Source organism: Niveispirillum sp. GW835-FHT14G11 (assembly GCF_058793615.1).
On sequence record NZ_JBXAFZ010000032.1, the window covers coordinates 1 to 14,524 of the forward strand.

Genomic DNA, 14,524 nt, shown 5'->3' on the forward strand with positions numbered 1-14,524 from the left:
TCATGATGCCGTGAGCACTCAGCAAATGGCGGCGTGACTCACGAACTTTTGCCGCCGACAATCCCGGCGCGGTTCAGCTTGGTCCCTACCTCGACTGGTCAATTGGATTGATCGTGGCATTCCCCACCCTGACATCACCAAGCCAGCTGCCCGGCTGTTCATTCAGCACGCCCTCGAAGCTGTAATGAAAAGTAAAAGCTACAGCCTGGATGAATTAGCTCGCTACAAATACGAACTTCGCAGAGCCTTGACTGAGGAGATACAGACGCTCCGAAAGAGCCGGGAAAATACGCAGTATCGTGCCCTGTTCGCCGCAGATGCCCAAGCATTCGAGACCAGCGCCGATCTTGCTCTACTGTTCGATGAACAGACCTACGCCTACAATCAGCCTTACAAGGGAGCGAGGAAGTTCAACAAGCACTACTTCTCTATCATTGGCGACCTGAAGCCCGAGGGGGAGGAGTTCCGTTGCGCCGTCTTCCTTGATGAATGCCCAGCCGTGCGGTACTGGGTCCGGAACGTGGATCGGAAGCCAAATGCCTTCTGGCTACAACTCCCCAATGGCAGGTTCTATCCGGACTTTCTTGCTATGCTCACTGACGGGCGCATTCTCGCTGTGGAATACAAGGGGCAGCACTTGGCCGGTGAGGCTGCCGACAAGCGGGCGATAGGTGCACTATGGGCGGATTCCAGCGGCGGGAAATGCCTCTTCGCGATGCCGACGGCGGGCGATTTTTCCGCAATTACGGCTGTAATTGCGTGACCCTGACAAGGGGGTAGAGCATGGCTGTGCGTCACATCTTCGGCATGGCAAAAAGCAACCTGGATCTAACGGGGGCTAAACGGCAAAAGCTGGAACTAGACCTGTTGCGCCTTCTTTACGCTGTCACCCTTAAGCGGGCCTCTGGCGAGGAAGCGCAAGGGTATCTGATGGTGATGACCGATGACATCAAAAGGGTCGCAGAAGCTTGGGCGATTAAGTATCAACAAGCCTCGGCGGTAACGATAGGTGTCTCTGAACATTCGAACGACGAGCTTATAAATTACACTGCCGAGAAAACACGGAATCGGTCAGCCGTTCGCGCTTCCTTGTCTGGGGATGAGTTTGGGTCCGATGCTGATGCGAGTGTGGCTGGGAACGCCTGTGAGCGCCGGCTGCTCGATTTTGTGCAAACGAAAGAAGGTCCAGACCTAGATATCGTCGTTGACCAGCCGGGATTTTTGGGTGTGCGCTGGGATGTCTATACAGTGGCCCATCCCAAGGACGCTTAGGTCTATCCCGCGCTTCCACTATGCTTCCACGCTTTGTGCTGCTTCCGCGTCGCAGACAGCAAAAAGCCCCGTAACCTATTGAGGCTACGGGGCTTTACTGGATGCGGGGGCAGGATCTGCTCTCAACTTGCGACCCGCCCTCAGGGATTGCCGAATGATGAAACTGCTGGCTGCCGGGAACCGCAACGGGCTATTTCGTGTAGCAGCGTAGTTTGTCCCAGTCAGCCAAGCCCAACGCGAAGCCATCACAATCGGATAGGCGCAACAAATGTTGCGCATAGATTTGATTTTTGCGTATACATTCCACATTCTTGCGCCTGACCGCTACACGCAGGAAAGGCAACATATCGTGGCCAATCACATCACGGAAGACGCCTTGGCTGCGATCGAAAGGATCATAGGCCTTCATACAAAGGCTATCCCGGCATCCGAGATAGGTCGCGCCCTGCCTGCGCCCATTCCGCAACGCACGCTGCAATATCGCCTAGAAGGCCTTTCATACACCCTGACGTCCCTGCAAAACACCGCAGTCATGTTTTCACTTTCCGACTCCAAATACCGTGACGAAACTCTCGGCAATAAGGAAGGGAATAAGCGGTCCGACAGATGGAAACAGCCGTAGTCAGGCCGGGATCGGAACCCGTGTCTTCAATTCAACCGTGGGATCAGCCAATAGAGCCGGATCAGTTATTACCCGGCCCGCGACCAGGGCACGGCCCTGTACGAAATCCTTGGGCGCCGATAGGCAGTCCAGGGCAATGACCTGCCCATCCCTCAAATAGATAACGCTGAACGGTACAACACCAGGCTTGCCCCGCACGACTTGAGCATCGTAACCAATGGACAGGCCAACCGTCTGCATCTTCACCTCGTACTGGTCAGACCAGAACCAAGGAATGGCCACATAGGGCTTCTCCCGCCCCAGAATGGCATCGGCTGCCGTCTTTGCCTGGTCAATAGCATTCTGTACGGACTCCAGCCGAATGGGCGTAGGTGCGAACTGGCTGGGATGCAGGGCGCAGTCGCCGATTGCCAGAATGTTCGGGTCGACGGTGCGACAACAATCATCCACCTCCACTCCATCGGGGCAAGAAATGCCAGCCGCGGCCAGTGGCTCGACATTGGGAATAATGCCGACACCGACCACAACCAAGTCAACCGCCAGCACCTCGCCAGTGGATAGGTGCACACCCGTCACCCGGCCCTCATTCTCCGTAAAGCCTGTCACGCTCACCGAGAGACGCACATCCACACCGTGGCTCCGATGCAGGTCAAGGAAGTACTGCGAGACGGTGGGGGAAGTGACACGGGCCAGAAGTCGGTCTCGCATCTCCAGCATTGTAACATTATGGCCAAAGCCGCGCAGGACGGCGGCGGCCTCCAGCCCGATGTAACCGCCACCGATGATGACGATGCGCCGCTCCGGCAGGGTCAAGCCGGCTTTCAACCCGTCGATATCGGCGATGGAGCGAATATAGTGGATACCAGTCAGCTCGGCTCCCGCGCAGGACAGACGCCGCGGTCGTCCACCCGCCGCCCAGACTAGTCGACCGTAGGGCAGTACCATGCCATCGTCCAGGGCAACCATACACGCCCGCCGGTCGACGGCGATGACGCGGCGACCCAGACGCAAGTCAACCTGCTTCTCGGCCCAAAATTCCGCCTTGCGCAGGAACAGTCGTGCCGCGTCCCGCCTGCCCGAGAGGTAATCCTTAGATAAGGGGGGGCGTTCATAGGGCGGAAACGGCTCTTCGCCCACTATGGTGACCGGCCCTGTGAAACCTCCGGCGCGCAACGACTGCGCCAACTGAGCGGCAGCCTGACCGCCGCCTGCAATGATGACGCTGTGCGGTTCCTCAGCCATGTCGGTATCCTACATATTGTGATGTCGTGCGAAACCCCGCCATCGTCGATGACTGCCACCACCCATGCTCGGTCAGAGAGCCGGGCACCGCATCCACCAGCCGCGTGCGCGCAGTGCCAGCAAATTCGGCATCGTCGGCGTAAGTCCCGGCGCTGCTTCCAACACGCCTCTCATCATAAGCCGCATCCGCCGCGTAGCCGTCATCAGTCCTCTGCCGCAACAGTGATGTTCAGCCCGTCCAGCGCATCCGTGAAGTACAGCTGGCAGGCGAGCCGCGAATTAGCAGTACGGCTCGATGAACTGTCGAGCAGAGCATTTTCATCTTCATCGATCGGCGGAAGGCGGGAAAGCCAAGCGGTCTCGACATGGACATGGCAGGTCGCACAAGAGCAGCAGCCTCCACATAGAGCCGACAATTCATCGAGGCCGGCGTTGCGGATCACTTCCATGACAGAAAGACCCGCCTCCCCAACGATGTCGCGGACAGTGCCGTCGCGAGAGGTGACAGTCAAAACAGGCATTGTTCACCAGCATATATGAAATTGAAGCCTTTTCCATTTCTGGAAGAAGATGATCACGGGCGAGAACTTAGGCGTGGAAGGCAGGAACTGATGAAAGCCTCGGACAAAGCCGATTGACACCCTGCGGAAGGGCAGCCCCCGCGGTTCGGCATGGTCTGGCGTCTTCCCGCCCCCGTATCTTCCTGTCCAGCCCCTGCAATTCCGGCCGAGGTATCCTTCCCGGGCGCGCATATAGCCATGTCAGGATAGGGGGCCGATATAGCGGCGCATCAGCGCGTTGATCTTTGGCAGCGTTTCCTGGGCATAGCGGGTGGGTCGGCCGGTCTTGGGGTTGATGGCATAGATCCCGGCGTGGGGCTGCTGCGGGCCCTCGATAAAGGTGACCTCCACGCCCGCCTCCTCCAGACGGTTCCTGAAAGCACGGGCTTCATCGCGCAGGATTTCCCACTCGCCCGTCCAGATGATCGCTGGCGACAGCCCCTTCAGGCTGGGAGCAAGCAATGGAGAGACGCGCCAGTCGAACATGTCCTCCTTCGATCTCAGGTAAAGCCGCGTCACCGCATCGGCGATGTCGCGCGTCAGACTGTAATTCGCGAACTCCTCGTAGGACCCGGTATTGTTCCTTGCATCGAAGCACGGCGTCCACAGCCATTGGATGGCCGGCTTCTGAATGCCGGCGTCCCGCGCCATCAGGGAAACGACCGTTGCCAGATTGGCACCTGTGCATCCGCCACCGATCCCGATCCGCGTCTTGTCGATACCAAGATCGTCGGCATTGTCGACAATATACTTGTAAGCGGCGAAGCAGTCCTCGACCGCAGCGGGAAATTTTGCCTGCCAGGACAGGCGGAAATCGACGTGGGCCACGGCACAGCCCCAATCGACCGCATAGCTGCTGTTCTGGGTGTCGATGTCGTCAAGACCGCCGAAGATGCACCAGCCGCCGCCGTGGGTATGGAGATAGAGGCCGAGAGGGCCCTCATGGTGCTCGGGCTTGTAAATCCGCATCGTCAGCGACCCAGCGGGCCCCGGAATTTCCACGTTCCAGGCCTTGAGACCCGGCGCCAGCACCTGCGGATCGGGCAAGGGCGCGGGGATAAGGTCGGGAGGCGGCGCGCCGTAGGGCAGGTTGATCAGCCGCGTCTCTTCATCGACCTCGGCCAGCCTGCGTTGACGCAACGTCTCATAGTCAACCTTCGGCTGCAACGGGGGCAGTGAGCCGGGCAGCGGAGTACGATGGCGCCCCACTTCGATCGCCGGCGGAGATTCAGGCGTTACCGCGGAGGGGTCGGCCGATTCATAGTGAATGTCCATCAACACATCCTTTCCCAGATCATGGTCGCGCCATCCGATCAGCTTGGAAGTATCTGGCGCGCGCGCCAATACCCGCCGTATAAATCCATCCGATACAGGTGACCTTACACTCGCATCCCGTTCCACCGCTCCCCGTCAGGCCGGCTCCCCCCCCCGAGCCGCCCGCCGTATCTGGAACGGAAGGTCGGCATAGCCGTATAGACCCCGGTTTAGACCCATGGTCGGCGTTCCGGCGACAAGTTCGGCGTCGGCCTCGACCAAGGCTTCCAGCAAGACCTCCATCTCAAGCTTGGCGAGATTCATGCCCGCGCACATGTGCGGACCCGTGCCCCAGGCAAGCAGATCGCGCTGGTCGCGATCGATGTCGAAAAGGTCGGGATCGGGATAGCGCCGTTCATCCCGATTGGCGCAGGCATAGAGGATCATCACCCGCGCCCCCTTTGGTATCGTAACGCCGCTGACATCATAATCCTCCATGGCAACCCGTGAGAAGAAGCGCAGCACGGAGTTGCGGCGGGCACTTTCCAGGACGGCCGCCGGAATCTTCCCCGGATTCTGCCGCAGTGCCGTCCATTGGCCCGGATTGGCGGCAAGGTCGTGCAGCAAATGTCCCTTGGCGAGGATGGTGGTGTCGAGGCTGGGTATCACATAGGCGCTGATCGCCTGCAGAACCTCGGTCTGCGTCAGCCGGCCGGTGTCCACGGCCGCGAAAAGTTCCCCGGCCCAGCTTCCGGCGCGAACGGATGCCGCGCTGAGGCTGCTCATGAAGGCCCGCGCCTCGGCACTGACGGCAAGATCATCCGCATGCGGATCCGGTCCGATGAGATTGAAGGTCGCCGCCGCCCAGGCGAGCATGCGCTCGCGGCCGACCTCAGGCAGACCAACTAGATGCGACACCGCCTCCACTGGCAGGAACGCGGCCAACGACAGCATGGCATTGAAGCTGTCACCTCCCAGCAAGGACTGCACGCGCTTGACAACCAACTGTTTGAGGTCCTGACGGGCCTCGCGCAGCTTTGCGGGTGAAAGGGGCCGCATGATGGTATTGCGCAGACGCGCATGCGGCCTGCCATCCATCTGAAGCACGTTCATGCCGCGGCCGGCGTTCCAGACGTCACTGAAGCCGTTCCCTTGGCCGCTGACCAGCTGTTCCGGCGCCCGAAGCGCCGCCTGAACGTCGGCAAAGCGGCCGATGGCGTAGACCGACAGGCGCGGCAGCCAAACGGCGGGACCCGCGTCCCGGATCGCCTTGTAGTCCCCATAAGGATAGCGCAGGCTGGCCTCACTGAAGAGATCGACGTCCAGCGCCGTGTGATCCGATGTCTGCTGCGGCATCGGTCACATCCCCCCGCGCTCGTGATGACGGACGGTGAAAGGTCCGGTGCCGTCACCAGGAATGCCGGAACCCGCCAGACGGCTGCAAACGTCCCTTGATTGGATCAGCCACATCTATTCTCTCCTGGCCACACGGTTTCACATTTTGAAGCTGAGCTGAAGCTTCACCGTTCGCGGGTTTATCGGAAATCGCACGACGCTCTGGGTGCCGGGGGGCGAGGTCACGAAGGGCAGAGGGAAATTGAAGCCGTACACCTGTTGGTTTGTAAGGTTCTGGCCGATGAGCCGCACCTCCCAGCCCTGCTCCCGGTCCCCGACACCAACACTGGCGTTCAGCCGGTGCAACGAGGCGAGTTTGGGCAACAGATAGGGCGTGCCGGTGATAATCGTCTGGGAATTCACTTTGGACCGGTAGTCCATATTGACGTCCAAGTCGGCGTCCAGATCCGCGGAAAGGCCGAACTGGTACGCCGCCCCGACCAGGCCTGACCAGCGCGGCGCAAGGGGCACTCTCGTTCCGTTGCCGGCATCGCGGGCGTTGGAATAGATGTTGTTCCAGGAGAGCCGCAGTCCGTTGACCGGCCTCAACGAAACCTGAGTTTCCAGGCCGTTCGTCTTGACGTTCTGGTTGAAGACAACGAACCCGGTTCCATCATAGATAACGACCTGAAAATTGTCGACGTTCGTATCGAAATAGCCGCTGTTAAGCGTCAGCATGCGGTCGAACCATTGTGACTTGAAGCCGACTTCCGTCGTTTGCGCAACCTCCGGCTTGTAGAAGGACTTCGAAAGATCGCTGACGGCCGAGGCATACCCGCCGGCCTTCGTCCCCTGCCCCCAGGTGACGTACAGCAGGAAGTCCTTGGTCAGGGCGTAGTTCAGACCGACCGTTCCATCGATGCTGCCCTTGTCGTTCGACAGCGAGAACGGCGCGACCGGCGGGCTGAGAAGCGTAGAATAGATCCCGGGCACAAGCAGTGTCCGTGCAAAGTCGGCATCCTTGCTCTCATGTGTATAGCGTATGCCGCCCGTGAGCGTCAGGGGGTCCAGGATCTTGAAGTTCGCCTGGGTGAAACCTGAATAGGCCTTGTTCGTCTGCTTGAAATAGGTGCTGTTGGCGCCGTCGACGGGGAATGGCAGCGGCGTCGTGCCGGCCGGATAGTCGAAATAATGCGCCTCGTTCTGCCTGAACGTGCCGTAAAGATAGAAGATACCGGCCACATAATCGAACCGTGGACCGATCTCTCCCGTATAGCGCAGTTCCTGGGTGAACTGTTTGGAGTTGTCGTGGATGAAAGCGGTATGCGCGTCTCCCGGAAGATAGGCACCATTCAGGTCGACGCCGCCGCGTGAAGCTGAATAGGCTGTCTGCGAGGTCAATGTGCCTTCACCGAGATGGAAATTCGCGGTAATGGTCCCACGCTCTGAATTCAGGCTGTTGCGCCGGACGCCGCCGATGGACGGCGAGTAGATCGCGATCTTGTCATAGGCACTGACGGGCGTATCCGGATAGCCGAAGGCGGCCGCCAGACGCCCCGGGGCGTCGCCATAGAGTTGGACAGATGCATTGGGCCCCTTGGAGACGTTCCGGGTCACCTGCGCGGATGCCGTGACATCGACGAGATCGGACGGCGTCCATACTGCCGTAAGGCGGCCTCCGCCCTTCCTGTCGCGATATTTCTCGCCGCTAATTACATCGCTCAGCGGACCACCCTGACTGTCATAGAAGCCGGCCACCCGCATCGCCAATGTGGGCGTCAGCGGCAGATCGATGCCCGCCTCGATCCGATCTGATTTCAGTTCGAACTCGTGACCGTAGCGCGCATTATAAGCCACATCGGTGCCCGGCTTAGTGGTCACCAGATTGACAGCACCGAGACTGCTATTCTTGCCCAGCAGGGTAGCCTGCGTACCACTGATCGCCTCCAGGCTGCTCATGTCGAACAGAGAAGCGCCGAACTCGCGATCCCTGGAGACGAACGCCCCATCGATATATGTCGCAACCGAGCTGTCGAAGGACGGGTTGCCCGGTGCCGAGCCCAGGCCACGGATGGTGACCGCGAACTGGTTGGAGTCCGGTGAGTCTGCGATATTCAGAGCCGGCACGACCTTGGAGATATCCGAGAAATTCACGACCCCGGCCGCAGCCAGCCGCGCCTCGTCCACCACAGTGATCGTTGCCGCAACGGATTGCGCCGTTTCGACCCTTTTGCGTGCGGTTACAACGATTTCGTCAAGCAGCACCGTAGATGCACCATCAGGCGCAGGTGCCGTTCCCACTGTTGTTTGCGCCTGCACGCCACTTCCGATCAGCAGGGCCAGGGGTGCCACCGACCAAAGCCACTTCACTGGCATCTTGTTCCTCCCTTGTCCGGTGCGCTGTTTCGCACACTCTTAAGGTTCAGTTTTTGTCAGAAAATATTCTTTTTTGCAAACTCTATTTTATTATTTCGAAAAAGTTCTTTATTCGAGGTGATTGCGATGTGATCGACGCCATGGTCGGAAGCCGGTCATCCGCGAAAGCGGGCCGCCAGAGTGACATACTCCTCCAGACACTCGGGATTAGCCATCGCGGCCGGCTCAACGACGCGACCTACCGGGGCACCTTCGAAAAGCCGTTTGACGGGTAGTTCGAGTTTCTTGGATGACAAGGTCCGCGGCACCGCCGACACGAAGACCACCTCGTCGGGCACGAACCGGGGCGAAAGCGACGTCCGGATCGCGTCGCGAATGCGCGAGACCAGCGCATCGCCGGCGTCCTGACCCCCGGCCGGCACGACGAACAGCAGCAGTCGGCTGTCCGCGTCATGCACACGGACATCGACGACCAGTGAGTCCGCGACGCCCTCCATCTGTTCGATGGCCGCATAGATTTCGCTTGTCCCCATGCGATGGCCGGCACGATTGATTGTGGCGTCGCTTCGCCCGAATATCTCGCATGTTCCGTCGGGATCAACCTTCAGCCAGTCGCCATGCCGCCAGCACCCTTCGAAATGTTCGAAATAGGATTCCCTGTACCGCGAGCCATCTTCGTCACCCCAGAGGAACAGCGGCATGTTCGGCATGGGCCTGGTAACGACGAGTTCGCCGACCTCGCCCGTCACCGGCATGCCCTCCTCGTTCCACGCCTCGACGGCAGCGCCAAGCTGGCGGCACTGGATCTTCCCCGCCGCCTCCGGCAGCTCGCGGTTCCCGGTGCAGAACGCACCGCATATATCGGTCCCCCCGGAACTGTTGAACCACCAGATGCCGGCCTTTCCAGCCCCCGCCAAACGGTCGGAGATCGCCATCTGAACCGAAGCGGGCAGCGGCGAGGCGGTGCTGCCAAGTGCCCGGAGGGTCGACAGGTCGCCAACCGCCCTGAAATCCACCGGCTGCTTTGCACACATCGTATAGAATTGCGCGCCCGACCCGAAGAAGGTGACCCGGTTGCGCGCCGCGAACCGCCAGAGCAGGGCTGGATCAGGAGCAGCCCGGGAGCCGCTCGGGCTTCCGTCGAAGATGCAGATGGTCGTTCCGTTCAGCAGGCCACTGACCTGCGAGTTCCACATCATCCAACCCGTCGAGCTGAACCAGTGGAAACGCTCGCCCGGCGTACGCACGTCGTAGCTGGCGCCGAGATCGGAGTGCAGCCGCGCGGCAGCCGCCCCCAGCAGAATACCCCCATGCCCGTGGACCAGCGCCTTGGGCTTGCCTGTCGTGCCGCTGGAATAGACGATCCACAGAGGGTGATCGAAGGGCAGCCATTCCGGCTGGAAGGCGCGCACGGCCTCCCCGTCCCGCGAAACCATGCAGGTGAAATCAAGCGCACCGGAAAGCGTGCTGCCACTGTAGCCCGACCGCAGCAGGACAAGCGCCTCCAGGCTTGGAAGACCGTCCCGCAGCCGTTCGACGATATCCGCCCGGTCGATCGCCTTTCCGGCATAGAAGACGCCATCCGTGGCGATCAACACCTTCGGCCCGATCTGCTTGAACCGGTCGAGGATGGCAGGAACGCCCATGTCTGGCGCGCAAACAGCCCATACCGCGCCGAGCGATGCGCAAGCGAGGAAACTGACGATCGCCTCCGGCCGGTTGGGAAGATAGGCGACGACGCGGTCGCCCTTGCCGACGCCAAGGGCGCGCAACGACAGCGCGAAGGAAGCGACCCTGGTGCGGAGCGTCGGCCAATCGACGGTCTCCACGGGGCCGTTTTCATCCTCCGCGATGATCGCCGGATGACCGGCCGCTTGGGCAGGCCCGACATGGCGCATGACCTGGCGGGCATAACTCACGTTGCTGCCGGGAAACCATCGCGCGCCGGGCATTCGCGCCGGGGCCAGGACAATATCGGCGGGATCGGGGGACAAGATGCCCTCGAAGTCCCAGACCGTTCGCCAGAACGCCTCTGGCTGCTCGACGGACCAGCGATGAAGTTCTTCAAAATCGGCGAAGTGGTGCCCGACCCTTTGTTCAACCTGTTCCCGGAATTCCTTGATCAGGGGCGTCCACGCCATTTTACGCATGCTCCTTGTCATAGGCGGCGAGATGATCGCGCATGGCCCGTTGGAAGGCGGGCCGAGCGGCGCAGCGATCCATGTAGGCGGTGAGGGTCGGGAACGCTGCGATCAGGTCGGTATGGCTCAACATATCGAGCACGCAGCGCATCATGATGTCCGCGCCGGTGAAGCGCCCTTCCAGATAGTCCCTGTCGCCCAGCGCTTCGGCCAACGCCGCCAGACGCGTCTGCGCGACCCGCACGACCATGGGCCGGATTGTCGCGTCGGCATCGCGATCAATGGGAAAGAAGTCGATGCGGCCCAATGTGCTGACCGTCCATTCCAGCGTCGTGGCCGCCGCGCATATCCATGCCGTGGTCCGCGCCCTAGCGCCCCGGTCATGGGGAAGCAGCACCTCGCTGCGCTCGCCCAGATGAAGCACGATCGCGGCGGACTCGAATATGGCAAGCCCGTCCTCCTCAACGATCGCGGGGATCTTGCCGAAGGGGTGGATGGCCCGGTATTCGGGTGCGGACAGACCCTCCCGTCCGACCATCCGCGTCTCATAGGGCAGGCCTGCCTCCTCAAGTGCCCAGCGCGCACGAATGTCGCGGACGGTGCCATGCGCGAAGGCGCCATGGAAGTTGCAGGCATAAAGGGTGATCATCACGGTTTCCCCACGTTGGACATGGCCTGACGGCCTGCCCTTATTGTGTGCTCAAGCAGAACCCGACCCGTTGCGTCTAAGGTCTGGACGCTGACGGGGACTGCACACTTATGCTGTGTGGCAGGATTCTAGCCGCTGCGCCGCGCCGCTCAAAGATAACAGGACCGCGCATACGATATCGTTTCGGCATCTACCAGCGGGCGACGCGATAATCTCCCGGTATCGATCTCGCTTTTTTGCCATTCCGTGGCAGTGCTTTCGGACGACTAGATTTCGCTTGCGCCGGCGGTCGCGCCGCCTTTGGCGAACGACAGCAACCAATCCAAACAGAATGCGGGGGAAAACCGTGGCAGCGCGACAAACCGAAGTTCTCATCTGCGGAGCGGGGCCGGCGGGCCTGGCACTGGCGATCGAACTGGGAAGCCGGGGGATCGATTGCATCGTCGTGGAACGGAACGACCGCGTCGGCTACGCACCCCGCGCGAAGACGACGCATACCCGCACGCGCGAGCATTTCCGACGCTGGGGCATCGCCCACGATCTGGCCGCGGCCGCACCCTTCGGGCTGGACTATCCTTCGGATGTCCATTTCGTCACGCGCCTGTCGGGCTATAGCCTTGCCACCATCAGGGACGCGTTCAACTGCGCCCCCGGACGCAATGAGCTTTATGCCGAACATTCGCAGTGGATACCGCAATACCGGGTTGAAGAAGTCCTGCGCACGCATGCAGGCTCCCTGGCGACGGTCGACATCCTGTTCGAACATGAGTTCGTCTCCGCCGGGCAGGATGAGACGGGCGTGACCTGCCAAATCCGCGATATCGGGGCGGGCGGCCGGATCGATATCGAGTGTCATTATCTGGTCGGTGCCGACGGAGCCCGCTCGGCGATCCGTGATCTGATCGGGGCGCAGATGCAAGGCCGGTACGGCCTGGCGCACGCGTACAACATCGTTTTCCGGGCTCCGGGCCTGGCGGCGATGCACGCTCACGGACCCGGCATCATGTACTGGCAGACGAATCCGGACGTGCCGGGCATGATCGGGCCCATGGACAAGGATGATCTCTGGTATTTCATGCCGGGCAAGATCCCTGGTCTCGACCGGATCGACCTTGCAACCGCCGCCGACCTCATCCGGCGCGCGACGGGCATCGACCTTCCCTACGAGGTTCTGAGCGCCGATGAATGGGCCGCCAGCGAATTCATCGCCGACAAATATTGCGACCGCCGCATCTTCCTGATCGGCGATGCCTGCCATCTGCATCCTCCCACCGGCGGCTATGGGATGAACATGGGCATCTCGGACGCGGTCGATCTTGGATGGAAGATGGCGGCGGTCCTGCGGAACTGGGGCGGCAAATACCTCCTGGACTCCTATGAGCAGGAGCGCAAGCCCGTCCACCGTCGGGTGATCGACGCCGCCCTGTCCAATTTTTCGACGGTGTCGCTACATCTGGCGATCCCGCCGGCGATCGAAGAGGATTCACAGGAAGGTGCAGCGGTCCGGGCGGAAGTCGGGGCCAAGCTGGCCGAAGGGCGTTTGCAGGAGTTCCGCAGCCTCGGTGTCATGCTGGGATGCAGCTACGACGCTTCCCCGATCACTGCCAGCGAGCCGGGCGGACGGCCCAACGACCCTTCGATGCGCGACTATAAGCCGACCGCCCGGCCAGGCGCCCGGGCTCCGCACGGCTGGCTGGCGGACGGGCGGTCACTGTACGATCTGTTCGGCCCGGGCTTCACCCTGCTGAGCTTCGGCCATGGCCCCGACCTGGAATGCCAGCGTGCCGAAGCGGATGCGGCCTCGTCGGGTATCCCGCTTACGACCGTGCGGATCGATGACGGGAACATCGCCGCGCTGTACGAACGGCGGCTTGCCCTGATCCGTCCCGACCAGCACGTCGCCTGGCGCGGGAACCTTTGGGAAGGGCCCCGGATCCTGATGCGCGCCACGGGCCAACTCAACAGCGCCGATTGAACGGCGGAACCGAACATTACCGCCGGCGCACCGCCCCGGCGGCGGAGGGGGGAGCAGATGTATTTCACCACATCCATCGAGGAGGAAGGCGGCGTGCTGGCCGGTCCGGCGCGAAGCCCGCGGCAGATGCTGGCAGTGCAGGACGATGGCGGCCACGCCTCAATCCATGACGACGCCACCGCGCAGGCGATCGGCTTCAAGGGCGGCACAATCGAGGGGCCGACACATTTCAGCCAGTTCGCGCCGCTGGCATTTGCTGTCTGGGGCGAGCGCTGGCTGTCTCACGGCTGCCTGTCGGTCCATTACCGCGCGCCCGTCTTCGAGGGCGAACAGGTGCGGGCCTATCTGCGCCGGCCGCGGGGGGACGCCGTCATCACCGAAATCTGGATGTTGCGCGACGACGAAACTGAGATTCTGCGCGGCACCGCGTCGGTGGGACCTGACTTTCCGGCCTCCGCGCTGGAACGCCGCCTGACCGGGCTCCCGCCGCTCGCCGATCCCGTGATCCTCGCAGACGTCAAAATCGGCCAGCGCACGCCGCGCCGACGCGTCCGCATGGATTTCGACCAGCATATGGGGGCGCTCTACCCGTTCACGCTGGCGGAAAAGCTGGCACGCATCACTGAACCGTCGCCGCTTTACGACGGTTCAGCCCATGCCTTCGGCAAATCCGTCGTGCCGATGGAGATGATCAGTGTCCTCATGCAATATACGGCACGCGAAGATGGCTATCGCGCCCGCGGACCGGTTGTCGGGCTGTTCGCCGATCAGGAGATCCGCCTGATCGACGGGCCTGTCCATGTCGGCGAGGATTACGACATCGAGCGGGAGATTGTGTTCCTGTCAGGCAGCCGGCGTACCGAGAGTGTCTGGATAAGCTCGACACTGTACCGTGCGGGGACGATGCAACCCGTTGCCCGGATGCTGCTCAACATCGCCTCGATCAAGGAGACCTATGCGCGTTATGCCGCAGAACATGCCGAGCTTTATGGATAACGGCTCGGCCAGCCGCGGGCGGGAAAGTTACCCTGGAAACCCTGCCCGGCGGCGGGTATCAATGCCGGGTCAGCCGACAGCCGGTGCAAAGCGGTCCATGCC

General features: G+C 61.5%; 12 protein-coding genes. 5 read left to right on the forward strand and 7 right to left on the reverse strand.

Annotated elements, in window-relative coordinates:
- Positions 1 to 184: 184 nt before the first annotated feature.
- From AC1Q7F_RS31480 to AC1Q7F_RS31490, 3 genes are all read left to right on the forward strand, one after another.
- Positions 185 to 763, forward strand: a complete 579-nt coding sequence (locus tag AC1Q7F_RS31480; protein WP_492512498.1) for a hypothetical protein — start codon at positions 185 to 187, stop codon at positions 761 to 763.
- A 20-nt stretch (positions 764 to 783) separates the two neighbouring features.
- Positions 784 to 1,272, forward strand: coding sequence for a hypothetical protein (locus tag AC1Q7F_RS31485; RefSeq protein ID WP_492512499.1), 489 nt, complete (start codon positions 784 to 786; stop codon positions 1,270 to 1,272).
- A 268-nt stretch (positions 1,273 to 1,540) separates the two neighbouring features.
- Positions 1,541 to 1,894 (forward strand): hypothetical protein, encoded by a 354-nt coding sequence (locus AC1Q7F_RS31490; RefSeq protein WP_492512500.1) that lies wholly within the window; start codon positions 1,541 to 1,543, stop codon positions 1,892 to 1,894.
- On the opposite strand, the gene AC1Q7F_RS31495 is transcribed toward AC1Q7F_RS31490, so the two are convergent.
- The 7 genes from AC1Q7F_RS31495 to AC1Q7F_RS31525 all read right to left on the reverse strand — a co-directional run bounded on the left by AC1Q7F_RS31495 (position 1,895) and on the right by AC1Q7F_RS31525 (position 11,451).
- The gene (locus AC1Q7F_RS31495; RefSeq protein ID WP_492512501.1) at positions 1,895 to 3,136 is read right to left on the reverse strand and encodes an NAD(P)/FAD-dependent oxidoreductase; all 1,242 of its coding nucleotides are present in this window, start codon (positions 3,134 to 3,136) and stop codon (positions 1,895 to 1,897) included.
- 203 nt (positions 3,137 to 3,339) lie between these two features.
- Positions 3,340 to 3,657 (reverse strand): 2Fe-2S iron-sulfur cluster-binding protein, encoded by a 318-nt coding sequence (locus AC1Q7F_RS31500; protein ID WP_492512502.1) that lies wholly within the window; start codon positions 3,655 to 3,657, stop codon positions 3,340 to 3,342.
- Between the two features lie 240 nt (positions 3,658 to 3,897).
- On the reverse strand, positions 3,898 to 4,971 hold the full coding sequence (locus AC1Q7F_RS31505; RefSeq protein ID WP_492512503.1) for an alpha/beta hydrolase: 1,074 nt from the start codon (positions 4,969 to 4,971) through the stop codon (positions 3,898 to 3,900).
- Between the two features lie 135 nt (positions 4,972 to 5,106).
- Entirely contained in the window at positions 5,107 to 6,306 is a 1,200-nt protein-coding gene (locus tag AC1Q7F_RS31510; protein ID WP_492512504.1) for a cytochrome P450, read from the reverse strand.
- A gap of 138 nt (positions 6,307 to 6,444) precedes the next feature.
- Positions 6,445 to 8,661 (reverse strand): TonB-dependent receptor, encoded by a 2,217-nt coding sequence (locus AC1Q7F_RS31515; RefSeq protein WP_492512505.1) that lies wholly within the window; start codon positions 8,659 to 8,661, stop codon positions 6,445 to 6,447.
- A 155-nt stretch (positions 8,662 to 8,816) separates the two neighbouring features.
- Complete coding sequence (locus AC1Q7F_RS31520; protein ID WP_492512506.1) at positions 8,817 to 10,802, reverse strand: acetoacetate--CoA ligase; 1,986 nt, start codon at positions 10,800 to 10,802, stop codon at positions 8,817 to 8,819.
- Position 10,803: 1 nt separating this feature from the next.
- A complete protein-coding gene (locus AC1Q7F_RS31525; RefSeq protein WP_492512507.1) occupies positions 10,804 to 11,451 on the reverse strand; it encodes a glutathione S-transferase family protein in 648 nt (215 codons plus the stop codon).
- 346 nt (positions 11,452 to 11,797) lie between these two features.
- On the opposite strand from AC1Q7F_RS31525, the gene AC1Q7F_RS31530 reads away from it, so the two are divergent.
- Both AC1Q7F_RS31530 and AC1Q7F_RS31535 read left to right on the forward strand, forming a co-directional pair.
- Entirely contained in the window at positions 11,798 to 13,426 is a 1,629-nt protein-coding gene (locus tag AC1Q7F_RS31530; RefSeq protein ID WP_492512508.1) for an FAD-dependent monooxygenase, read from the forward strand.
- A 57-nt stretch (positions 13,427 to 13,483) separates the two neighbouring features.
- Positions 13,484 to 14,422: a hypothetical protein gene (locus AC1Q7F_RS31535; RefSeq protein ID WP_492512509.1), complete on the forward strand. Its 939-nt coding sequence runs from the start codon at positions 13,484 to 13,486 to the stop codon at positions 14,420 to 14,422.
- Positions 14,423 to 14,524: the final 102 nt, after the last annotated feature.